Consider the following 22,255-nt stretch of genomic DNA (forward strand, 5'->3'; position numbering starts at 1 on the left):
TCAGCCTGCCAGAGATAGCGGACCGATCCTGTCCGCCAGGGGTGTCAGAGTGGGCGACATGGACACGGACGCCCTGACGAACGGAGCAACCCGATGAGCCGCCACTTCCAGGTCACCTTCGACGCCCACGACCCGCGGGCGCTGTCGTCCTTCTGGCGCGACGTGCTGGGCTACGTCCACCCCGGCCCGCCCGGAGTCGACCTGCCCGAAGGCGCCGACCCGCTGGCCGCGTGGGACGACTTCCTGGCCCGCATCGGCGTGCCGGCGGAGCAGCGCAACACGAGGTCGGCCATCGAGGACCCGGCCGGGCACGGCCCACGGCTGTTCTTCCAGCAGGTGCCGGAGGACAAGGTCGCCAAGAACCGCGTCCACCTCGACGTCCGGGCGGCGCCCGGGCTCCAGGGTGAGGAGCGGATGGCGGCGCTGGAGGCCGAGTGCGACCGGCTCGTCGCCCTGGGCGCGACGCGGGTACGCCGCCACGAGCCCGAGCCGCCGATGGGCGCCGGCCACATCGTGCTGACCGACCCCGAGGGCAACGAGTTCTGCCTGGACTGAGCAGGATCAGCTGCCCTGGTCGGCGAGGTTGCCGTAGGTCGGGACGCCCGCCGTCTCGTACGTCAGCTGGAGCGTGCCGCCGGCATGGGTCACCGCCCCCGCGAGCCGGAAGGCCGCGGGGACGGTGCCCTGCGCGAACAGCCGCTTGCCGCTGCCGAGCGTCAGCGGGTAGAGCCACAGGTTCAGCCGGTCCACCACGCCGAGGCGCAGCAGCGACTGCACCAGGTCGAGGCTGCCGATCACGTGGATCGTGTCGTGGCGGTCCTTGAGCGCGGCGACGCTCTCCTCGAGGTCGCCGCCGAGGAGCGTCGAACCCGCCCAGTCGAGCGGCTCGTGCAGCGTACGGCTCGCCACATACCTGGGCACCCGGTTGAGCAGTCCGGTGAAGGGGATCTCCGCGGGCGCCGTCGGCCAGTAGCCGGCGAAGATCTCGTAGGTGCGGCGCCCCAGCAGCAACGCGTCCATGCCCCTGGCCTGCTCGAACATGGCGTCGCCGGATTCGTGGTCCAGCAACGGCGCCTGCCACCCGCCATGGGTGAAGCCGCCGGCGCGGTCCTCGTCGGGCTGCCCCGGCGCCTGTGCCACCCCGTCCAGCGTCACGAACTCCGTCACGACGAGCTTGCCCATGGGACGCTTCCTCCTCAGTTCCTGATCCGTCCCTCGGCAGACTGCGGCACCGGCCGGAACTCATCGGCCGGACCCGTGGCACCGCCCGACCGCTACGTGGCGGACTGAGGAGTGGCCATCGTGGTGCCGGCCCGCAGGCTGGCCATGGCGCCGCTCCAGGCGGTCAACTGGTCGAGCATCGTGTTCACCGCGCCGACCTGATGATCGCCGGGCTTGAAGACGCTGAAGTTCTCGAAGTCGGTGAAGAGCGAGAGCGCGACCTGGGCCCGGACGTCCGCCATCTGCAACTCGGCGACAACCAGGCGGAGGTGCTCCACCGCCCGGGTGCCGCCGACGCTGCCGTAGCTCACGAACCCGGCCGCCTTGTTGTTCCACTCCGCGTAGAGGAAGTCGATCGCGTTCTTCAACGCTCCGGAGGTGGAGTGGTTGTACTCCGGCGTGACGAAGACGTAGCCGTCGAAGGACGCGATCTTCTCGGCCCACCGCAGGGTGTGCGGCTGGGCGTACTGCCCGAGCGACGGGGGCGCCATCTCGTCGAGGTGTGGGAGGTCGAAGTCCTTGATGTCGACGAGCTCGTACTGGGCGTCGTCGCGCTTGGCGGCGATCTCGTGGACCCAGCGGGCCACGGTCTCCCCGTTACGCCCGGGACGCGTGCTCCCGATGATGATGCCGATCCTGGTCATTGCCGTCCCTTTCCGTCCGTTGGCCCGACGACAGCGGGCGCGGCCGGCGTCTACCCGGTCGGCATGGTTTCGAACGACACCGTCGACGGGCTCAGTGCCAGTCGCTGATCTGCACGTCCCGCGGCGACGGTGCGCCCTCGCCCGTTTCCACCAGCGATTTCAAGCTCATGAGGTACGAGCCCCACTTGGTGCTGCAGTGGTGCATGAACTCCACCGGCTCCCGCCAGCCCCGGTGCTTGAACAGCACGACCGTGTAGTCGCCGTCCTGGCGGAGGTCCCAGTCGATCGTGGTCCCGAGCCACTCCTCGGGGCCGTCCACCACCCGCCACGCCACCCGCTCGGACGGCCGCAGCTCGACGACCTCCATGTCGAAGCCGCCGGGCAGGAACCGGAACTCGAGGACGCCGCCGATCTCGCCGCTCCCCTTCGTGTCGTCGGTCCACCAGCCGGCGAGGCCCTCGACGGTCGTCAGCGCCTCGTACACCTTCTCCGGCGTCGGGGTCTTGACCCCGACCCGGTGCAGAATGTCCGCCATCTCGACTCTCCTCCTGGTCAGTCCTGTTGGTTGCGCTGGATCGCCTCGGCGATCCGCTTGATCCGCCGCAGCCGGGCGTCCCACGCCGACCCGACCGACGACAACTGGGCCACCGCGCGGGCGAGCTGCACGTCGTCCACCCGGTAGCGCTTCTCGCGGCCCGCCGGCGTCGCCCGGACCAGGCCGACCCGGTCGAGGACGCCGAGGTGCTTGGCCACCGCCTGCCGGGTCACCGGCATCCGCTGGCTCAGCGTGGTGGCGGTGCCGTCGCCGTCGATGAGCAGCAGGTCGAGCATCCGGCGCCGGGTCGGGTCCCCGATCGCGGACCAGAGGTCGTCGTCGACCTGCTCGGCCACCCCGGTGCTCACGCCCGCACCGCCCGCGTCGCGGCATACGTCGCCAGCCGCGGCAGGTAGTAGTCCCAGCCGGTGCCGTGCTCCCGGTACTGCTGCTCCAGGACGGCGATCTCCCAGCCCATCTCGCGGAAGCCGGTCTCGGTCATCTTCAGCAGCGTCCCGGCGCCGGACGGGGTCAGGTCGAAGGTGACCAGCAGCGAGTTGCCCTCCGCCGCGACCTCGCCGGCCGGGTGCGTCCACCGGAACGAGAACGTCCGCGGCGGTCGCGCGTCGACCACGGTGAACGGCACCACGGTCCCGCCGGCGTCCCGGTCGCCGAAGACGATCTCCCCCGTCGCCCCGGGCGTCGGGTCGTACCGGGCGTCGTCCGGCCACCACTGCTTGAGGTGGTCGGGGCTGCTCACCACCTCGAAGACGATCTCGGGCGACGCCTCGACGTAGATCTCGCGCTCGATGGTCCCGAACTCCATGGCAACCTCCTGCAACGTTTGGTTGCGCATGACGTTACCCCGGGGCTCGGGCTCACGCAACCAAAAGTTGCGCTTTAGCGAGGAGCCATCGGGGCGAGGCCGAGGCCGGCGAGCGCGGCCGCGCCGCGGGTGGCGTGCTCACCGCCGGCGAGCACCAGGGTCCGCGCCGCCTGGTAGCGGCAACCGCTCGCCTCGAACGCGTCCGCCGTGGCGAGCAGCCGCTCCCGGTCGTCGTCGAGCAGCGCTCCGGCCCGCTCCACGATGGCGGCGGCGACCGGGTTGCCGGCCACGACGCTCCGGGTCTCGGCCAGGCGATCGCCGGCTTCCGGGTGCCCGGCGAGCACGGTGGCCTCGGCACGCAGCGCGACATACCAGTGGAGCCAGATCCAGGTGACCCACTTCCACACCTCGCCGGGCTCGGGCGCCAGCCGTTCCCACGCCTCCCCGGGCTGCCCGTGGTGGAGCAGGAGCATCGCGTCGAAGACCGCGCCGTAGCCGTAGACGTGCTCGGGCGGGGTGCCGAGCCGGTTCAGGACGGCACTCCACTCGCGCCGGGCGTCGTGGTCGTCGCGCAGGCCGTGGATCATCGCGACACCCGCCACCGCCGGGCCGAGGACCGACCTGGCGGGGCTGCCCGCCCGCTGCCACGCTTCGAGGAACCGCACGCTGCCGGTGAGCACCTCGTCGACGTCGCCCGCCAGCGCGTCGGCCACCAGCAGCCAGCTCGTGGCACGATGGCCGACCTCGGCCAGCAACGGATGATCCGCGAGCTGCCGGGCCCACCGACGGGCGCCCGGCAGGTCCCCCGCGCCGAGGCCGGCCTCGGTGGCCATGCCGAGCGCGTCCAGCAGCTCGTGAGTGCCGGCCGGGGTGTCCGGCGTGGACGACAGCAGCGTGATCCGGCGGCGCGCCGTCGCCGCGGCGGCGAACGCGTCACCGGCCCAGCTCCTTGCGCCGGTGAGCGCGTCGAGCGCGGCGGACTCGGCGAGCGGGTCGCCCGTGCGGCGGGCGAGTTCCACCGCCCGTTCGGCGCGCGCGATCGTCTCCGGCACGGCGTTGTCGGGCGGGCCCTGGGCGGCGCCGAACGCGTCGGTGAGCACCCCGGCCTCGGCCAGCGCCAGCGCGGCCCGGGCGGCCGGGTCGTCGCCGGCCAGCTCCCGCGCCTCGGTGATGAGCCCGACCGCCTCCTCCTCCGGCGTGAGCCGGGCAAACTTGCTCCAGAACCGGTACGCGTTGGTGGCGGCGGTCGCCAGGTCCGCGGCAGCGCCGGCGGTGTCCCCCGACCGGCGGGCGGCGTCCGCGGCCGCGCGGTGGAAGCGGTACATGTCGTCACCCCGCATCCGGCAGCCGGCCACGGCCCCGGCCTGCCGGAGCATCGACGCGCTGTCGGCCGGGTCGTCCGCGAGCGCGGCCGCCTGCTCGAAGCGCAGCTGGGACTCGCCGACCAGAGTGCGGGTGAAGGTCAGCTCCGCGAGGTGCCGGCCGAGGCGGTACGCGTCGACGCGCTGCTCCGGCCGGTCGGCCGCCCACGCCAGGGCGGCCCGGAGGTCGTCCGCCACCGGGTCGAAGCGGGCCCGCCAGTCCGCCCGCACCACCGCCAGGCCGGCGGCCTCGGCCAGGCACCAGCGAAGGTGCCGGGTCCGGGCGTCGACCAGTTCGCCGGCCTCGGTGAGCCGCTCCGTGCCGTACTGGCGGATGGTCTCCAGCGCCCGGTACCCGGTCCCCCCGAGGGACGCCGTCACCACCAGCAGGCTCTGCTCGGCGAGCCGGGCCAACCCGTCCGCGACCACCGCTGCCTCGGCCCCGGCCACCTCCGCCGCCGCCGCGACGGTGAACGGCGCCACGAACACCGACACCCGGCGCAGCAGCTCGCGATCGGCCGGCTCCAGCAGGGCGTGGCTCCAGTCCAGCGCCGCCCGCACCGAGCGGTGCCGGTCATCGGCGCGGGAGCCGCCGGCGAGCATCCGGAGCTGGTCGGACAGGCCGGCGGTGAGGCCGTCCAGCCCGAGCGTGGACCACCGGGCGGCGGCCAGCTCGATCGCCAGCGCCACGCCGTCCAGCCGCGCGCAGACCACGGCGATGTGCTCGCGCAGGGCGGGATCCGGCGGCCGGCCCACCGCCGCCGCCCGCTCCATGAACAGTTCGACCGCGTCCGACTCGCCGTCGCCGGCCAACGAGAGCGGCGGGACCGGATACACCCGCTCGAACGGCACCATGAGCCGGGCCCGGCTGGTCGCCAGCACCGTCACCCGGGGGCACGTCGCGAGCAGCCGCTCGACGAACGGCGCCACCCCGTCCCGTACCTGCTCGCAGTTGTCGAGCACCAGCAGGGCGTGCCGGTCGGCCAGCGCGGCGAGCACCGACTCGTCCAGGCCGGCGCCCGGCTGCTCGCCGAGGCCGAGCGCGCCGGCGACGGCGGCCGCGACCACCGAGGCGCCCGGGTCGCTGACCGGGACCAGGTCGACGAACCAGACCCCGTCGGCGTACTCGCCGGCGGTCTCCGCGGCCAGCGTCAACGCGAGGCGGGTCTTGCCCACGCCGCCGGGGCCGACCGCGGTCACCTGCCGGTGCGTCTTGATCAGCTCGGTCAGCTCGGCCCGCTCCCGCGCCCGGCCGACGAACGAGGTCAGCGGCGTGGGCAGGACGGGCGCCGGGTGGGACCGGTCGGCGCGACCCGGCTCCGGCGCGCGCTGGGCGAGCGCCCGCCGATCCGGCACCTCCAGCTTGCGCAGCAGCGAGGAGACGTGGCTCTCCACGGTGCGCACCGAGATGAACAGCCGGGCCCCGATCTCGGCGTTGCTGAGGTGCTCCCCCACCAGCGCCAGCACCTCGGCCTCGCGAGCCGAGATCTCCACCGTCGCCGCCATGCGCCCATCCTCCCGTACCCCTCCGTACCCGGAATCAGCGGTGCGTTCCGTGGTCGGCACCGATGCCGGCCACGGCCCTGCCGGGCGACGCTCGACAGCGGCGGATCGGTCACAGGAAACGGAGCGGGAGAGATGAACCTCGGGTCTGGTGCGCGGTCATGGGTCGGCTCGGTCGGCCGGCTGTTGAGACAGCCGATCCTTCGCCGGATCCTGCCCGGCATGCTGGTCTCCGCCCTCGGCGACGGCATGAGCATGGTCGCGGTGGCGTGGCTCGCGGTCCAGATCGCCCCGTCGGGTCAGGCCGGGGTCTGGACCGGGCTGGCGGTGGCGGCGTACGCGCTGCCGGCCCCGATCGGCGCGGCCGTGCTCGCCCGGCTGGTGCGCGGGCTGCGCGCGTCGCGACTGGTGGCGGCGGACGCCTCGCTGCGAGCCGTGGCGCTGGGCGCGGTCGCGATCCTGGCGGTGGCGGACGCGCTGGACCCCGTGGTCTACGTGGCGTTGCTGGCGGTCTCCTCGCTGTTGCACGCCTGGGGCAGCGCCGGGGCCTACACGCTCGTCGCGGAGGTGCTGCCGGAGGAGGACCGGCTGACCGGCAACGCGCTGCTCTCCACGTTCGCCCAGGCGTCCTTCGTGGTCGGTCCCGCCCTGGCCGGCGGCCTGACCGCCCTGGTCGGTCCGGGCTGGGTGATCGGGGTGGACGCGGCGAGCTTCGCGGTCCTGGCGGTGGCCGGCTGGACGGTCTCCGCCCGACCGGTCGCCGCCGTCGCGGCGGCGCCGGCCGCGCCGGAGCACGGGGGCTGGCGCACCATCCTCGACCGGCCACGCCTGCTCGGGCTGCTCGTGGTCACCTGCGCGTTCTTCTTCCTCTACGGCCCGGTCGAGGTGGCCCTACCGGTCCACGTCGCCCACGGGCTGCACGGCTCACCGGGCCTGCTGGGCCTGTACTGGACGGTGTTCGGCGTCGGGGCGACGATCGGCGCACTCGGGGCGGCGCTGCTGCGGAACCGCCCGCCCTGGCCCGTGGTGGTGGGCATCATCGTCGGTTGGGGCGTCGCCCTGCTTCCCCTCGGGCTCACCGATGCCGTCGCGCCCGGGTTGGTCGGGCTCGGCCTCGGTGGCCTGATCTACGGGCCGTTCACGGCCATCTCCACGGCGCTGTTCCAGCGCGGCGCCCCACCGCAGGCGCTGAGTCGCGTGCTCGCCGCCCGCACCGCGCTGACCACTCCCGCCACCGCGCTGGGCACGCTGCTCGGCGGCCCGGTCGTCGCCGCCGTCGGTGGTCGGCACACCCTGCTGATCTCCGCGCTGCTCACGATCGCGCTGGGCGCCTCCGTCGCGGCCGCCCTGCGGCTCGCCGGGCGCGGCGCGCCGGCTCGGACGGCAAGCCGCGGCAGCGCCTCTACCATGCGAGCGCGCTGACCGTGTGGAACGACCATTTGGCGCTGCTGCCCTGGGGCCTGTCCCGCATCCTCGGCATCACCGTCTACCTGGGCATTCCCACCGGCCTCCCGGGGTACGCCCCCGTCGCCGGAGCCGCCCTGGCCGCCGCCGGCCTGCTGCTGTCATTGGGGCACGGTCGGCGGACGGCCTGACCGGCTCGGGCGACCGGGGTCCCCGGTTGCCGCGTCGGCGTAGCGGCGGGCCAGGCGCGCGAAGGCGTCCCTGAGCTCGGCCGGGCCGACGACCTCGAGGTCGGCGTCGAACGCGCCGAGGGCGGCGGCCAGGCCGGGCCAGGACCAGGAGCCCAGGACGAGCCGGCAGCGGTCCGGGCCGAGTTCCTCGACCAGCCCGTCGCGGGTGTAGCGGGACACGACGGCGGCCGGCAGGTCGAGGACCACCTCCCCTCGGCAGGGCCAGTCTCCGGGGCCGCCGGAGCCCCGGAACTTGCGGGCCACGAAGGTGGCCACATCGCCTCCGGGCAGCTCGCGCGGGGTGAACCGGGGGCCGGTGGGGATGCGCGGGGTGATCCCGTCGACCCGGAAGGTGCGCCAGTCCTCGCGGTCGAGGTCCCAGGCGACGAGATACCACCGCCCGCCCCAGACGACGAGGTGGTGTGGCTGCACCCGGCGCGGCGGCGCCGGCTCCGATTCGCCGGCGCCCCGCGCCGCGGTCGCGCGGATGTAGTCGAAGCGCAGCACCTCGCGGGCGTGGACGGCGGCGCTGAGTGCCATGAGCACGCCGCTGTCGACGGTGGGGATCGGGCGGGTCGCGGGCCGCGCGACGGCGGTGACCTGGAGCATGTCGATCCGGCGGCGCAACCGTGCGGGCATCACCTGCCGGACGGTGTGCAGCGCGCGCACGGCGGCCTCCTCGATGCCGGCGCCGGTCGTGGTGGCGATCTGGAGGGCGATGGCCAGCGCGACGGCCTGTTCGTCGTCGAACCGCAACGGCGGCAGTTCCGCACCGGCGTCCAGCCGGTAGCCGCCGTCGGGCCCCTTGAGGGCCGCGACGGGATAGCCGAGCTCGCGCAGGCGGTCGACGTCGCGGCGCACGGTGCGCGGGCTGACCTGCAGGCGCTCGGCCAGGAGCGCCCCCGGCCAGTCGCGCCGGGCCTGGAGCAGCGAGAGCAGGGCCAGCAGTCGCGCGGAGGTCTTCGGCATGTTTTCCATGATGCCCGGAGAAGAGGCCACTTCCTGACCTCTTCTCCTGCGACGGTGGTCGCGTGCCAGTCATCGACACCGACCGGAAGGGCCCGAACACCATGAGCGCCACCAGCACGCCTCCCGCAACCCTCGACGCCGAGCGCGCCGACCTGCTCGCCGACCTCGCGACCGCGCGAGCGGCCCTCACCACCACCGTCCGCGGACTGACCGACGCGCAGCTCGGCGAGCGGCCGACGGTCAGCGCGCTGTGCCTGGGCGGGCTCATCAAGCACGTCACGGCCATGGAGGAAGCGTGGCTCCGCTTCGTGGTCGAGGGCCCGTCGGCGATGCGCTTCGACCTGCCCGACGGGGTCACCTGGGCCGACCTCATGGCGGGTACCGCGCGGGAGGTCCCGCAGTGGCTGATCGACCATGAGAACGGCTTCCGGGTGCTGCCCGGCGAGACGCGGGACGGGATCCTCGCCCGCTACGAGCAGGTCGCCGCCCGCACCGAGGAGATCGTCGCCGCCGTCCCCGACCTGTCCGCGACGCACCCCGTGCCGGACGCCCCCTGGCAGGAGCCCGGCGCGGTGCGCAGCGTACGCCGGGTGTTGCTGCACGTCATCGCCGAGACGGCCCAGCACGCCGGGCACGCCGACATCCTGCGTGAGACCCTCGACAGCCAGCCGTCGACCTGAGCGGTGACCCGGTGCCCGAGGTTGGACCCGGCCGGGCGGGGTAGACCGCCACGAGCGGCGGGGCCCACCTCGGCCGGGCCCACCCGGTTCGGACCCCCAGGACGGCTCGGGGGGCCGATGTCGGACGCAGCGCGGTGGACCGGGCCGGGCAGGCCCCATGACGTGGTGGAGCTGCGGGTGCACGGGGCCTCCGGCGCGAGCGCCGGCCAGGTGCTGGACATGCTGCAGACCGAGCAGGTCGCCGGCGACCGCAGCGGGGGCTTCTACCGGCCTCGCCACCGGGCGTCGGACGGCAGCGCGCGGGTGACGCGAGAGGCGTACCGCTGGGGTGACCTGCCCTCCGGAACCATGGCCCGGACCCTGTCGCTGGTGTTCCTGCTGCCGTTCATGCTGGTCAACGTGGCGATCTGGATGCGCCCGGCGAACCGTGGCTCCGACGCGGCCGTCAGATCCCTGTGCCGACTGCTGGCGCTCACGCTCACCGCCCTGTACGTGCTCGCCGCCGCCGGCGTCGCCCTGGACCTGATCGCGTGGAAGTGCATGGCCTCGCCGCGCTGCCTGGCCGGGCGCGGATGGTTGTCCTGGCTGGGCGGGCGACCGGCCGGGTTGCGGCTGGCGGTGCTGGCGCTGGTGCCGGTTGCGGCCGTCGGCCTGCTCTGGCGGGCCGGTGCGCGCCCGGGGCGGGTGTTCGAGGCGTTCCGCGCCCCCGAGGCGGCGGCCTCCGGGCACCGGCTCGGCGCCGTTGGCCGGTGGGATGCCGAACCGCTGGTGGGTCGGCTGCGCTCGATCCACGTCGCGGCGGCGTTCGCGACACTGGACGTCACGCTGCTCGCCGCCCGGGCCGCGCCCGGCGCCTCGGCCGGCACCGTCGCGCTGGCGGTCGTCACCGGGGCCGTGCTGGCCACCTGCGTGGTGCTGCTCTGCACGCCCCCGCTGATCGACCGGCGGGCCACGGACCGGCGGCTCGACCGGATCACCGGCACGCTGCGGACGATCGCCGTGGCGCTCACCGCCGTGGTCACGGCCCACGTCCTGGCCAGCCCGGCGCCGTGGCGTGCGGGGGGCGGCCTGCCCGGCTACGACTCGATCCTGACCGGGCTGTTCGTCACCCAGACGGCCCTGCTGATCGCGCTGGGGGCGGTGCTGCTCTGGCGCCGGGACCGGCGGCCGGACGCCACGCCGCTGCTCGGGCTCGGAGCGTTGGCAATGACGGCCGCGGCGATCAGCCTGGCCGTGGCGTACTCCGCCGAACTGGTCTACCGGGTGGCCGACTTCCTGGACCGGGACACGCGGACGGCTGCGGGTGTGGCCGCCGGACCGCCCGGGGCGTACACCTGGGCGATCTTCGGCTTCCTCCGGGCGGTGCTGATCACCCTGGTCGTCGCGGGCCTGATGACCCTGATCTCGCGACCCGGCCGGTTCCGCGCCGCGGCGGCGATCGTGGCGCGCGACCACCCGGACCCGCCGCCGGGAGCCGGGCCCCGGCTGCGGCAGGTGCGGAAGGCGGTGGCGCAGGCCCGGTTCACCGAGACCCTGATACCGCTGGCCGTGGTCTACGCCTGCCTCGCCGGGCTCGCCACGGCCACCACCACCATCGGCCTGCTCAAGCTGCTTCCGGGCGACGTCGTCGAACGGAACGCGGGGGTGCCGGCCGACCTGGTCACCTTCGCCATCGCGTTCGCCAGCTGGGTGACCGCCGCGATCATCCTCGGCCTGGTGGTCGGCGCGATCTTCGCCTACCGGACGATCGAGTTCCGGCGCCACGTCGGCGTCCTGTGGGACCTGGGCACCTTCTGGCCCCGGGCCGCCCACCCGTTCGCGCCGCCCTGCTACGCCGAACGCGCCGTGCCGGAGCTGGCCCGACGGATCACCTACCTGGTCGAACGCGGCAACGGGGTGCTGCTCACCGGGCACAGCCACGGTTCGGTACTGGCCGCCGCCACGGTGCTCCAGTTGCCGCCGCGGGTCAGCGGCCGGGTCGCCCTGCTCACCTACGGGTCACCGCTGCGCCGGCTCTACGCCCGGCTGTTCCCCGCCTACCTCGACGACGAGGTGCTGCACGAGATCGGCGCCCGGGTCGGCTGGCGGTGGCTGAACCTGTGGCGCGACACCGACCCCGTCGGCGGCAGGATCTTCTCGGGCCATCCGCCGGCCGGCGGCGCGGCGGCAACGGTGGACCGCCGGCTGCGGGATCCCGTCGGCGTGGTGGCGCCGCCCGGCGACAGCGTTCCACCGCCGATCCAGGGACACCGGCCGTGCGAGTCCGACCAGCCGTTCACCGAGGCGGCGCGCGAACTGGTCGAGCGCCTCCGCGAACCGCCGGGCCCAGGACGGCGTTGATCCTGGTCGTCACCGCACGCCGCGCGCCCGGTCAGCGGGTGGACCGCATCCAGTCCTGGTAGTGCGTGGGCGCCAGGCGTGCGTCCGGGCCCGGGATCAGCACGTCGCGCCCCGCCACCGCGAACATGCCGGCCTCGTCGTCGGTGACGACGTTCCGATTGTCCTGCAGTGCGGCCAGGGTGACCCGCCCGAGGTCGTCCAGGGCGAAGACGTCCGGGCCGGCGACGTTGCGGATGCCGTTCAGCGGCGTCCCGGTGGCCACGTCGACGACCGCGTCGACGACGTCCGCGGCGGCCATCGGCTGGAGGCGGGTGGCGGGCAGGCGGACCGTGCTGTCGTTCGAGGTCCAGGACAGGATCGCGTTCACGAACTCGAAGAACTGCGTGGCCCGCACGATGGAGTACGGCGTGGGCCCCTGCCGGAGCAGGTCCTCCTGCAGGGTCTTGGCGCGGTAGTAGTCGAGCTGGGGGACCTGGTCCACGCCGACGATCGAGAGGACCACCTGGTGCCCGACGCCGGCCCGCTCCCCGGCGGCCAGCAGGTTGTTCATGGTGGTACGGAAGAAGTCGAGCGAGGCCTCGTCGAAGGTCGGCGAGTTGGCGACGTTGACGACGACGTCGGCACCCTCCAGCGCCCGGTCGAGGCCGTCCCCGGTGAGCAGGTCGACGCCGGTCGAGGGCGCTGCGGGGACGGCCTGGTGTCCGGCCGCGGTCAGCTTCTGGACCACCTGCGAGCCGATCAGTCCGGTGCCACCGATGACGGTGAGCTTCATGGCTCTCACCCTTCCACGGCGTGCCTCAGCGCACGCCGGCTTCGCCGAGGACGCGGCCTCGAACTCGGATAATTTCTGTCCGAGACAATAGTCGGATAGACTTTGTCCGAGTCAAGCGGGGGGTGGTCGGGTGAAGCTGTCAGGCGGGGTCGAGTGGGCGCTGCACTGCTGCGTGGTGCTGACCACGGCGACGGAGCCCGTGCCGGCCGCCCGGCTCGCGGAGCTGCATGACGTCTCCGGCAGCTACCTGGCCAAACAGCTGCAGGCGCTCTCCCGGGCCGGCCTCGTGACCTCAGTCCAGGGCAAGGCCGGCGGCTATGTCCTGACCAGGGCGCCCGAACTGATCACCATGCTCGACGTCGTCACCGCCGTCGACGGCGCGCAGCCCGCGTTCGTGTGCACCGAGATCCGCCAGCGCGGGCCCCTGGCGACACCGCAGGAGGCCTGCACCCGGCCGTGCCCCGTGGCCCGGGCGATGGCCGGCGCCGACGCCGCCTGGCGCGCCGCCCTGGAGGCGATCTCGATCGCGGACCTCGCCCGCGGCGTGGACGACGACTACGGCCCCACCGCGCTCGCCGGCATCCGCGCCTGGCTCGGTGGGCCGGCCGAGGGCGACACCGCGAGCGGCGGCCAGCAGCTCAACGGTCGGTGACACGCCGCCCGGCTTCGCGGGCCTCGGCGTCCGGTGCCCGACGCTGGGACGGTGACAGAATCTGTTCGCGGGCCGGGATGCTCCACCCCGTTCGGCATGGAGCGCGACCCGTCGCGGGTCGTCGCGTTCAGCGACGCGGTCATCGCGATCGCCGTCACCCTGCTGGTCCTGGAGATCCGCCCGCCCCAGGACACCCGGCACCTGCTCCACGGCCTTGCCGCCCTCTGGCCGTCCTACCTGGCCTACGCCGTCACCTTCATGCTGATCGGGCAGGTGTGGGCCAACCACCACGTCATGTTCGACCAGATCCGCACCGCCGACCGGATGGTGCTGTTCCTGAACACCGTGCTGCTGATGGACATCGCGTTCCTGCCGTTCGCCGCGTCCGTGCTGGCCGAGGCGTTCCGCGACGGGCACGGGCAGCGCACCGCCGTCGTCCTGCACGGCATCGCGTTCGAACTGGCCGCTGTCCTGTTCAACGCCATCTGGGCGTACGTCCGTCGCCACCGCCGGCTGCTCGTGTCCACGATCGACTCCGCCGGCGTGCGCGCCATCGGCCGGCGCTTCCGGCTCGCCCTCACCTGGATCGCCGTCGGAACCCTCCTGGGCGCCCTGCTCCCCGCTCTCGGCGTGGCCGTGATCGCCGCGTTCATCCCCTTCTACTGGCTGCCCATCCGGGGCGAGATCACCAGGGCCCGACCCAGGTAGGGGAAGGACCTGTTCGGCCCCCTTGAGCTCGTCCGGCGGGCGCGGGCAGACTGGGGGCATGGCGCGAGGCACTGCCCTGGTCCGGCGACCCAGCGACCGGCTGGCCGAGGGGCTGGTCACCCACATCGAGCGCACCGACGTGGACGTCGCGCGCGCCCGGCGTCAGCACGAGGCGTACGTGGCCGCGCTCGCCGGGGCCGGCTGGCAGGTACGCGAGGTCGACGCCGCCGAGCAGTGCCCGGACTCGGTGTTCGTCGAGGACACCGTCGTGGTCTGCGCCGACCTGGCGGTGATCACCCGGCCGGGCGCGCCGGAACGCCGTCCGGAGATCCCCGGCACGGAGAAGGCGGTCCGCGAGGCCGGGCTGGAGGTCGTGCGCATCGAGGCTCCCGGCACGCTGGACGGCGGCGACGTGCTCCAGGTCGGCACCACGGTCTACGTGGGCCGGGGCGGCCGCACCGACGCGGAGGGCGTGGCCCAGTTGCGCGACCACCTGGCGACCCGCGGGCGCACGGTGATCCCGGTCCCGCTGCGCGAGGTGCTGCATCTCAAGTCGGCCGTGACCGCGCTGCCCGACGGCACCCTCCTCGCGCTGCCGGACCTGCTCGACGGCACCGCGCTCCGACACCCGACGCGCGCGGTCGACGAGGAGGCCGGCTGCCACGTCGTACCCCTCGGGGACAACCTCGTGCTCCTGGCCGCGTCGGCGCCGCGCACCGCGGCGCTCGTGGCGGACCTCGGCTTCACGCCGGTCGTCGTCGACATCGACGAGTTCGAGAAGCTCGAGGGCTGCGTCACCTGCCTGAGCGTGCTGATCCCCGGGGCCTGACCCACAGGCCGCCGAAAACTCGGCTGCGGGTGACACGGGCTCACCCTAGGCTCCCGCTCGACGGCCGGTAGGGCGTCCTGTCGACAGCGGTCAGCCAACGGATCGGAGATGACAAGGGATGGCTTGTCAACTGTTCGCGCTCAGCTTCGACGCGAACGATCCACTGCGTCTCGCACGGTTCTGGGCCGGGGTCCTGGGTCGGGACCTGGCCGATGATCCCCAGGACGGCATCACGCTCCTGCCCAGCGATGACACCGGGTTCCGGTTGCGCTTCCTTCCGACCGAGCGGCCGAAGGTCGGCCAGAACCGGAGCCACTTCGACCTGACGAGCACGTTCCCGGAGGACCAGCAGCGGACGGTGGCCAGGGCGCTGGAGCTCGGCGCACGGCACATCGACGTCGGCCAGCGCCCCGAGGAGGGTCATGTGGTGCTGGCCGACCCCGAGGGCAACGAGTTCTGCGTCATCGAGGCGGGCAACAACTTCCTCGCCGGCTGCGGCTTCATCGGAGCGCTGTCCTGCGACGGCACGCAGGAGGTCGGCTACTTCTGGAGCGAGGCACTGGGCTGGCCGCTGGTCTGGGACCAGGACCAGGAGACCGCGATCCAGTCGCCGCTCGGCGGATCGAAGATCACGTGGGGCGGCCCACCGCTGATGCCGAGGACGGGCAAGCAGCGACTGCACTTCGACCTCGCGCCGCCTGCCCACGGTGACCAGCAGGCAGAGGTCGACCGTCTGCTCTCCCTCGGGGCGACTCGCATCGACATCGGCCAGGGCGATGTCGACTGGATGGTGCTGGCCGACCCCGACGGCAACGAGTTCTGCGTGTTGACGCCGCGCTAGCGCGGCAGATCACGAAGGGGACGAGGGAAGGACAAAACCACTCCCCTCCACCTCCAAGGTATAGCGCACCCGGGGGCTTGCGGCAAGACCCGGGTGGTGCCGCAGAATCGCTGGCCTAGGTCAGGAACCTGCGGTATTGGGGGAATCGCGAAGTGCGTATGGTGTTGCCAACGTATGGGTCGGCCAGTGTGTTCGATCTTCCCGACCATCTCTCGGCCAAGGCCGACCCGACGCTGATCGCCCGCGACGAGGAGCACTTCGCGGCCATGGCGGAGAGCCTCGACCGGTTGTTCGTCGACCTGTCCGAGCGCCTCGACGCCGCGCGCAAGGCACCCGGCGGCAAGGGCCGGCAGGCGTCGGACCGGGACATGGAGGTCCGGCGGCTGGCCGCTCGGCTGCGCACGTTGCGTCGTTTCGGCCTTGACCTCTGCCTCGGCCGCATGGTCAGCGCGGACCAGGCCGAACCCGTGTACATCGGACGACGCGGCCTCACGGACAGCGCGGGTCGCCGACTGTTGCTGGACTGGCGCTCCCCCGCGGCCGAGCCGTTCTTCGGCGCGACCCACGCCAACCCGATGGGTCTGGCGAGCCGCCGCAGATACCGCTGGACCCGCGGCCGGGTCAGCGACTACTGGGACGAGGTGTTCACCCCGGAAGGGTTGGAGGGGCACGCCGCGCTCGACGACCAGTCCGCCTTCATCGCCAGCCTGGGCAGCAGCCGGTCGGCCCGGATGCGGGACGTGCTCGGCACCATCCAGGCCGACCAGGACGCCATCATCCGCGCGGGATCGAGCGGCGCGCTCGTCGTCGACGGCGGTCCGGGCACGGGGAAGACCGTCGTGGCCCTGCACCGGACCGCCTACCTCCGCTACGCCGACCCTCGCCTCGGTCACGGCCGGGGCGGCGTGCTGTTCGTCGGTCCGCACCAGCCCTACCTCGCCTACGTCGGCGACGTCCTCCCCAGCCTCGGCGAGGAGGACGTGCAGACCTGCACCCTGCGGGACCTCGTCCCCGAGGGCGCCGCGGCGACCGTCGAGGCCGACCCGGACGTGGCGCGCCTGAAGTCGTCCGCGGACCTGGTCACGGCGATCGAGGCGGCCGTCAGGTTCTACGAGGAGCCGCCGACCAAGGGGATGACGGTCACGACCGACGAGTCCGACATCTGGCTGAGCGCCGACGACTGGGCCGAGGCGTTCGAGGCGCCTGGGCCCGGCACCCCGCACAACGAGGCGCGTGACGAGGTGTGGGAAGAGCTGGTCACGATCCTCACGGACAAGTACGACGGCGACGAACCGGACGACCTGATCCGCAGGTCACTGCTGCGGAACCGGGAGCTGCGCACGGCCTTCAACCGCGCCTGGCCGCTGCTGGACGCGACCGACCTCGTCGGAGACCTGTGGTCGGTCCCCGCCTACCTGCGGAAATGCGCCCCCTGGCTCAGCCCCGACGACGTTCGGACGTTGCAGCGTGCCGACTCCCGCGCCTGGACGGTGTCCGACCTGCCGTTCCTGGACGCGGCACGGCAGCGACTCGGCGACGCGGAGGCGTCCGGGCGCCGGCGCCGGCACGACGCCACCGTCGCCGCCGAACGCGCGCGCGTGGCCACGGTCGCCGACGACCTCATCGAGGCTGATGCCTATGACGACGGTGAAGGCCTGCTGACGATGCTGCGCCATCAGGACCTGCGGGACGCCCTGGTCGACGAGACCGCGCTGCCCGGCGCCGATCCGGACCCGCTCGCCGGCCCGTTCGCGCACGTCGTCGTGGACGAGGCCCAGGAGCTGACCGACGCGGAGTGGCAGATGCTGTTGCTCCGTTGCCCGTCCCGGAGCTTCACGATCGTCGGGGACCGCGCCCAGGCCCGGCACGGGTTCACGGAGTCGTGGCAGGAACGGCTCGAGCGGATCGGGCTCGACCGGATCGACCTGGCCACCCTGGGCATCAACTACCGGACCCCGAAGGAGGTCATGGCGGAGGCCGAGCCGGTCATCCGGGTCGCGCTCCCCGACGCCAACGTGCCGACCTCCATCCGCAGCGGCGGCGTCCCGGTCGGATACGGATCGGTTGCTGATCTGGGTTCGATCATCGACACCTGGCTCGCCGCGCATGCCGAGGGGATCGCCTGCGTCATCGGCTATCCCACCTTCCGGGCGACGCCCCGCGTCCGGTCGCTGACCCCGGAGCTGTCGAAGGGCCTCGAGTTCGACCTGGTCGTCCTCGTCGACCCGGAGGCGTTCGGCGACGGCATCGAAGGAGCCGTCGACCGCTACGTCGCCATGACCCGGGCGACCCAGCAACTCGTCATCCTCACGACACCCTGACCGGGTGCTCGCCGCCTGGCGACCATGAGGAGTCGTCGTCAGGCGGCGAGGCGGGTGATAGCGGCGACCGACCGGTCCACGTCCGCCTCGGTCGTGGTGGCGTTCGACACCGAGAGCCGCATCAGGCGCCGCCCCCGCCACGTCGTACCGCCCGCCCAGCAGGTGCCGTCCGCCTGCACCGCCGCCACCACCCGGTCGGTGCGCGCGTCGTCGCCGAAGCCGACCAGCACCTGGTTGAGGACCACCTCGTTCGCCACCTCGAACCCGGCCGCGGTCAGGCCCTCGGCGAACCGGCGGGCCAGCGCGCAGCACCGGTCCACCACCGCCGCGACACCGTCGCGGCCCAGCTCCCGCAGCCCGGCCCAGACGGCGAACCCCCGCGCCCGGCGCGAGGACTCGGCGGTGAGATCCGCGCCCACCGGCGCGCCGCCGGAACCGACCAGGTACGCCGCGGCGTACGACATCGCCGCCGCGTGGACCTCGGGCCGGGCGCAGAACGCGAAGGCCGAGTCGTACGGGAGATTGAGCCACTTGTGGCCGTCGCAGGCCAACGAGTCCGCCAGTTCCAGCCCGTCCACCAGGTGCCGCCGGGCCGGACTCGCCGCGGCCCACAGCCCGAACGCCCCGTCCACGTGCACCCATCCACCGTGCCGGTGGACCAACTCGCACGCCTCGCGCAACTCGTCGCAGGCGCCGGTGTTCACGTTGCCCGCCTGGAGGCACACGATGGTCGGGCCAGGGGAGCCGGCTCGCAGCACGTCCCGCAGCGCCGCGAGGTCCACGGCGCCGTTCGGCCCGGCCGGCACGGCCTCCACCACGTCCGCTCCGAGGCCGAGCAGGCGCAGCGACCGGTCGATGGTGCCGTGCCGCTCGTCCCCGGCGATCACCCGAATCGGCGGCGCCCCGAGCAGCCCCCGCCGTTCCACGTCCCAACCGGCGTCGGCCAGCACCTGGTGCCGGGCGGCGGCGAGCCCGACGGTGTTCGCCGCCTGGGCGCCGGTGACGAAGCCCACCGACGCCGACGCCGGAACCCCCAGCAGCTCCTTCAGCCAGCCGCCGGCGGCGGCCTCGGCGGCGATGGCGGCCGGCGAGGTGACGGCGTTGAACGCGAGCTGGTCCCAACCGGCGGCGAGGATGTCGGCCGCGGTCGCCGCCGGCAGCGCGCCGCCGACCACGAAGCCGAAGTACCGCGGGCCGGCGCTGGCGACCAGACCGGGCTCGGCCGCGGCGAGCAGGTCGGCCAGCACCCGCTCGGGTGGGCAGGGGCCGGCGGGCAACGGGCCCGCGAACGCGTCGGCCACCGCGGCCCGGTCGACCGGCACACCGACCGGCCGCTCCGCCAACGACCGCCGGTATTCCGCCGCGCGTTCCGCGGCCAGCCGGAACAGGTGACTCATGTCCTCCACCGGCGCACCCTAACCCCCCCCCCGGATCCGGATACGCGCCTCAGCTCACCGCCTGCTTCACGAGCGCTCCGATCCGCGCCTCCACCTCGGCCGTCACCTCGGTCAGGGCGAACCCGGCCGCCCACATCGTGCCCTCGTCCAGCTTCGCCTGGTCGCTGAACCCCAGCGTCGCGTAGCGCGCCTTGAACTTCTCCGCGCTCTGGAAGAAGCAGACGATCTTGCCGTCCAGCGCGTAGGCGGGCATCCCGTACCAGAGCTTCGGCGCGAGGACGGGGGCGCTGGCCGTGACGACGGCGTGGACCCGCTCGGCCATGACCCGGTCCGAGTCCCGCATCTCGGCGATCTTCGCGAGCACGTCCCGCTCCGCCGCCGCCTCCTTGTCCGCGCGCGAGCCGCGGCGCGCCGCCGTCCGCAGCTCCTGGGCGTGGTCCTTCATCGCGGCGCGCTCCTCGGCCGTGAATCCCTCGTAGCCGCTGGTCTTCGTGCTGGCCATGGGTCCCCCCGTGGTCGTGGGTCACGATCGACCGCGTGTCTTCGCGCGCCGATCACTGTGGTCACAGCCTCTCCCGGCCGGGGCGCGGGTCGCCTCCGTGCCGACCACGGAAACCACCACGGATACCGCGTCGGTGCCGCCGCTGGGGTCGGCAGGCTCAGATGGCGGACGAGCCCCGGTCGATCCCTGCGGATCGACCGGGGCTCGCGGGTTGGCGCCGGGTCAGGAGAGGTCGAACCGGTCGAGCTCCATGACCTTGGTCCAGGCCGCCACGAAGTCCGTCACGAACTTGTCGCGGGCGTCCTGGCTGGCGTAGACCTCCGCGAGGGCCCGCAGCTGGGAGTTGGAGCCGAGGATGAGGTCGACCGCGGTGGCGGTCCACTTCACCTCGTCGGTGGCCAGGTCGCGGATCTCGTAGACGTGCTCGTCGGACTCCGACGCCTTCCACCGGGTGCCCGGGGAGAGCAGGTTGGCGAAGAAGTCGTTCGTGAGCACGCCGGGCCGGTCGGTGAGGACGCCGTGCCGGGTGCCGCCGACGTTGGCCCCGAGGGAGCGCAGGCCGCCGATGAGGACGGTCATCTCCGGCGCGGTCAGGTTGAGCATGTAGGCACGGTCGACGAGCAGGATCTCCGGCTGGGTCTTCTCGCCGGGACGCAGGTAGTTGCGGAACCCGTCGGCGCGCGGCTCCATGACCCGGAAGGACTCGACGTCGGTCTGCTCCTGGCTGGCGTCGGTGCGGCCCGGGCGGAACGGCACGGTCACCTCGACGCCGGCGTCGCGCGCCGCCTTCTCGACGGCGGCCGAGCCGGCCAGCACGATGAGGTCCGCGAGCGAGATCTTCGCGCCGCCGCCGGAGTTGAACTCCCGCTGGATGCCCTCGAGGGTCGCCAGGACCGTCGCGAGCTGCTCGGGCTGGTTGACCTCCCAGCTGCGCTGCGGCTCGAGGCGGATCCGCGCGCCGTTGGCGCCGCCGCGCTTGTCCGTGGACCGGAAGCTCGCGGCGGAGGCCCAGGCGGTGGAGACCAGCTGGGCGATCGTGAGGCCGGAGTCCAGGATCTTCGCCTTGAGGGCGGCGACCTCGGTGTCGCCCACGAGCTCGTGGTCGACGGCCGGCACCGGGTCCTGCCAGAGCTGGGGCTCCGCGACCCACGGCCCGAGGAAGCGGCTGACCGGACCCATGTCGCGGTGCAGCAGCTTGTACCAGGCCTTGGCGAACGCCAGCGCGAACTCGTCGGGGTTCTCCAGGAAGCGGCGCGAGATCTTCTCGTACGCCGGGTCGACGCGCAGCGACAGGTCGGTCGTGAGCATCGTCGGCTTGTGCTTCTTCGACGGGTCGTGGGCGTCGGGGATGATCGCCTCGGCGTCCTTGGCGACCCACTGCTTCGCGCCGCCCGGGCTCGTGGTGAGCTCCCACTCGTAGCCGAAGAGGATCTCGAAGAAGCGGTTGCTCCACTGCGTCGGCCGGTCGGTCCACGTCACCTCGAGACCGCTGGTGATCGTGTCCGCGCCCTTGCCGCTGCCATGGGTGCTCAGCCAGCCCAGACCCTGGGCCTCCAGCGGGGCGCCCTCGGGCTCCGGGCCCACGTGGTCGTCGGCGACAGCGGCGCCGTGGGTCTTGCCGAAGGTGTGGCCACCGGCGATGAGGGCGACGGTCTCCTCGTCGTTCATCGCCATCCGGGCGAAGGTCTCGCGGATGAAGTGCGCCGCCGCGGCCGGGTCCGCGTTGCCGCGGGGGCCCTCCGGGTTGACGTAGATGAGGCCCATCTCGGTCGCGCCGACGCCGGCCACCATCTCCTTCTCGGAGGCGTAGCGCTCGTCGCCGAGCCAGGTGTCCTCCGGACCCCAGAAGATCTCCTCGGGCTCCCAGACGTCCTCACGGCCGAAGCCGAAGCCGAACGTCTTGAAGCCCATCGACTCCATGGCGACGTTGCCGGCCAGCACGAGCAGGTCCGCCCACGAGATCTTCTGGCCGTACTTCTGCTTGACCGGCCACAGCAGGCGGCGGGCCTTGTCGAGGTTGGCGTTGTCCGGCCAGCTGTTGAGCGGGGCGAACCGCTGACCACCGTCGCCGGCGCCGCCGCGACCGTCCTGGATGCGGTAGGTGCCCGCGGCGTGCCAGCTCATCCGGATCATCAGGCCGCCGTAGTGGCCGAAGTCGGCCGGCCACCAGTCCTGCGAGGTCGTGAGGACCTGGATGATGTCCTGCTTGAGCGCCTCGACGTCGAGCTTGGCGAACTCCGCGGCGTAGCTGAAGCTCTCTCCCAGCGGGTTGCCCTTGGGCGACTGGGCGTGCAGCACCGACAGGTCGAGCTGGTTGGGCCACCAGTCGCGGTTGGTGCGCGGACGACCGCCGGTCTTCGGAGTCGGCGAGTCGATAGCCGGGTTCTCGCTCTCGCTGCCGTGCGCGGTCACGGAGTCGTGCGCGACCGGGCAGCCGGCCGCCGCCTTCTGGTCCACGCCCTGCGCGCTGACGGGCGCGTTGTCCTGGGTGTCGCTCATCTGCTTCCTTCCGAACTGGCG

At 73.3% G+C, this 22,255-nt stretch carries 21 protein-coding genes; 10 read left to right on the forward strand and 11 right to left on the reverse strand.

Annotated elements, in window-relative coordinates; genetic code table 11:
- Positions 1-93: 93 nt before the first annotated feature.
- Positions 94-555 carry a VOC family protein gene (locus ABZV78_RS09545; protein ID WP_355636980.1) on the forward strand — a complete coding sequence of 154 codons (462 nt, stop codon included), beginning with the start codon at positions 94-96 and terminating at the stop codon, positions 553-555.
- A 6-nt stretch (positions 556-561) separates the two neighbouring features.
- Here the strand turns inward: ABZV78_RS09545 and ABZV78_RS09550 are convergent, their stop codons facing one another.
- The 6 genes from ABZV78_RS09550 to ABZV78_RS09575 all read right to left on the reverse strand — a co-directional run bounded on the left by ABZV78_RS09550 (position 562) and on the right by ABZV78_RS09575 (position 6,093).
- The gene (locus ABZV78_RS09550; RefSeq protein ID WP_355636981.1) at positions 562-1,182 is read right to left on the reverse strand and encodes a dihydrofolate reductase family protein; all 621 of its coding nucleotides are present in this window, start codon (positions 1,180-1,182) and stop codon (positions 562-564) included.
- Positions 1,183-1,274: 92 nt separating this feature from the next.
- Positions 1,275-1,865, reverse strand: a complete 591-nt coding sequence (locus ABZV78_RS09555; protein WP_355636982.1) for an NAD(P)H-dependent oxidoreductase — start codon at positions 1,863-1,865, stop codon at positions 1,275-1,277.
- A gap of 91 nt (positions 1,866-1,956) precedes the next feature.
- On the reverse strand, positions 1,957-2,400 hold the full coding sequence (locus ABZV78_RS09560; RefSeq protein ID WP_355636983.1) for an SRPBCC domain-containing protein: 444 nt from the start codon (positions 2,398-2,400) through the stop codon (positions 1,957-1,959).
- A gap of 17 nt (positions 2,401-2,417) precedes the next feature.
- Positions 2,418-2,768: a metalloregulator ArsR/SmtB family transcription factor gene (locus ABZV78_RS09565; protein WP_355636985.1), complete on the reverse strand. Its 351-nt coding sequence runs from the start codon at positions 2,766-2,768 to the stop codon at positions 2,418-2,420.
- Positions 2,765-3,226, reverse strand: a complete 462-nt coding sequence (locus ABZV78_RS09570; protein WP_355636987.1) for an SRPBCC family protein — start codon at positions 3,224-3,226, stop codon at positions 2,765-2,767. The genes ABZV78_RS09565 and ABZV78_RS09570 overlap by 4 nt, the downstream gene beginning before the upstream one ends.
- Before the next feature lie 74 nt (positions 3,227-3,300).
- Positions 3,301-6,093 (reverse strand): LuxR C-terminal-related transcriptional regulator, encoded by a 2,793-nt coding sequence (locus tag ABZV78_RS09575; RefSeq protein WP_355636989.1) that lies wholly within the window; start codon positions 6,091-6,093, stop codon positions 3,301-3,303.
- Between the two features lie 132 nt (positions 6,094-6,225).
- Between ABZV78_RS09575 and ABZV78_RS09580 the strand changes: the two genes are divergently transcribed.
- Together ABZV78_RS09580 and ABZV78_RS09585 are read left to right on the forward strand one after the other, a co-directional pair.
- On the forward strand, positions 6,226-7,512 hold the full coding sequence (locus tag ABZV78_RS09580; protein WP_355636991.1) for an MFS transporter: 1,287 nt from the start codon (positions 6,226-6,228) through the stop codon (positions 7,510-7,512).
- 2 nt (positions 7,513-7,514) lie between these two features.
- Positions 7,515-7,685, forward strand: a complete 171-nt coding sequence (locus tag ABZV78_RS09585; protein ID WP_355636993.1) for a hypothetical protein — start codon at positions 7,515-7,517, stop codon at positions 7,683-7,685.
- On the opposite strand, the gene ABZV78_RS09590 is transcribed toward ABZV78_RS09585, so the two are convergent.
- Complete coding sequence (locus ABZV78_RS09590) at positions 7,656-8,693, reverse strand: WYL domain-containing protein (protein ID WP_355636995.1); 1,038 nt, start codon at positions 8,691-8,693, stop codon at positions 7,656-7,658. The genes ABZV78_RS09585 and ABZV78_RS09590 overlap by 30 nt on opposite strands.
- 62 nt (positions 8,694-8,755) lie before the next feature.
- Here ABZV78_RS09590 and ABZV78_RS09595 point away from each other — a divergent pair, with 62 nt between their 5' ends.
- Positions 8,756-9,373: a DinB family protein gene (locus ABZV78_RS09595; protein ID WP_355636997.1), complete on the forward strand. Its 618-nt coding sequence runs from the start codon at positions 8,756-8,758 to the stop codon at positions 9,371-9,373.
- 162 nt (positions 9,374-9,535) lie between these two features.
- Positions 9,536-11,713, forward strand: a complete 2,178-nt coding sequence (locus ABZV78_RS09600; RefSeq protein ID WP_355636999.1) for a hypothetical protein — start codon at positions 9,536-9,538, stop codon at positions 11,711-11,713.
- Positions 11,714-11,744: 31 nt separating this feature from the next.
- Here the strand turns inward: ABZV78_RS09600 and ABZV78_RS09605 are convergent, their stop codons facing one another.
- The gene (locus ABZV78_RS09605) at positions 11,745-12,485 is read right to left on the reverse strand and encodes an NAD(P)H-binding protein (RefSeq protein WP_355637001.1); all 741 of its coding nucleotides are present in this window, start codon (positions 12,483-12,485) and stop codon (positions 11,745-11,747) included.
- A gap of 130 nt (positions 12,486-12,615) precedes the next feature.
- Between ABZV78_RS09605 and ABZV78_RS09610 the strand changes: the two genes are divergently transcribed.
- The 5 genes from ABZV78_RS09610 to helR all read left to right on the forward strand — a co-directional run bounded on the left by ABZV78_RS09610 (position 12,616) and on the right by helR (position 17,836).
- The gene (locus ABZV78_RS09610) at positions 12,616-13,137 is read left to right on the forward strand and encodes an Rrf2 family transcriptional regulator (RefSeq protein WP_355637003.1); all 522 of its coding nucleotides are present in this window, start codon (positions 12,616-12,618) and stop codon (positions 13,135-13,137) included.
- 51 nt (positions 13,138-13,188) lie between these two features.
- Entirely contained in the window at positions 13,189-13,845 is a 657-nt protein-coding gene (locus ABZV78_RS09615; RefSeq protein WP_355637005.1) for a TMEM175 family protein, read from the forward strand.
- A gap of 58 nt (positions 13,846-13,903) precedes the next feature.
- Entirely contained in the window at positions 13,904-14,674 is a 771-nt protein-coding gene (gene ddaH / locus ABZV78_RS09620) for a dimethylargininase (RefSeq protein ID WP_355637007.1), read from the forward strand.
- 118 nt (positions 14,675-14,792) lie between these two features.
- Positions 14,793-15,515 (forward strand): VOC family protein, encoded by a 723-nt coding sequence (locus tag ABZV78_RS09625; protein WP_355637009.1) that lies wholly within the window; start codon positions 14,793-14,795, stop codon positions 15,513-15,515.
- Between the two features lie 158 nt (positions 15,516-15,673).
- Positions 15,674-17,836 carry an RNA polymerase recycling motor ATPase HelR gene (gene helR / locus ABZV78_RS09630; RefSeq protein ID WP_355637011.1) on the forward strand — a complete coding sequence of 721 codons (2,163 nt, stop codon included), beginning with the start codon at positions 15,674-15,676 and terminating at the stop codon, positions 17,834-17,836.
- Positions 17,837-17,874: 38 nt separating this feature from the next.
- On the opposite strand, the gene ABZV78_RS09635 is transcribed toward helR, so the two are convergent.
- The 3 genes from ABZV78_RS09635 to katG all read right to left on the reverse strand — a co-directional run bounded on the left by ABZV78_RS09635 (position 17,875) and on the right by katG (position 22,234).
- Positions 17,875-19,233 carry a pyridoxal-dependent decarboxylase gene (locus ABZV78_RS09635; RefSeq protein WP_355637081.1) on the reverse strand — a complete coding sequence of 453 codons (1,359 nt, stop codon included), beginning with the start codon at positions 19,231-19,233 and terminating at the stop codon, positions 17,875-17,877.
- Positions 19,234-19,282: 49 nt separating this feature from the next.
- Entirely contained in the window at positions 19,283-19,735 is a 453-nt protein-coding gene (locus ABZV78_RS09640) for a hypothetical protein (RefSeq protein WP_355637013.1), read from the reverse strand.
- A gap of 222 nt (positions 19,736-19,957) precedes the next feature.
- Positions 19,958-22,234, reverse strand: coding sequence for a catalase/peroxidase HPI (katG, locus tag ABZV78_RS09645; RefSeq protein ID WP_355637015.1), 2,277 nt, complete (start codon positions 22,232-22,234; stop codon positions 19,958-19,960).
- Between the last annotated feature and the right edge of the window lie 21 nt (positions 22,235-22,255).

The organism is Micromonospora sp. NPDC004540, assembly GCF_040610095.1.
In the GTDB taxonomy this organism is placed as follows: Bacteria; Actinomycetota; Actinomycetes; order Mycobacteriales; family Micromonosporaceae; genus Micromonospora.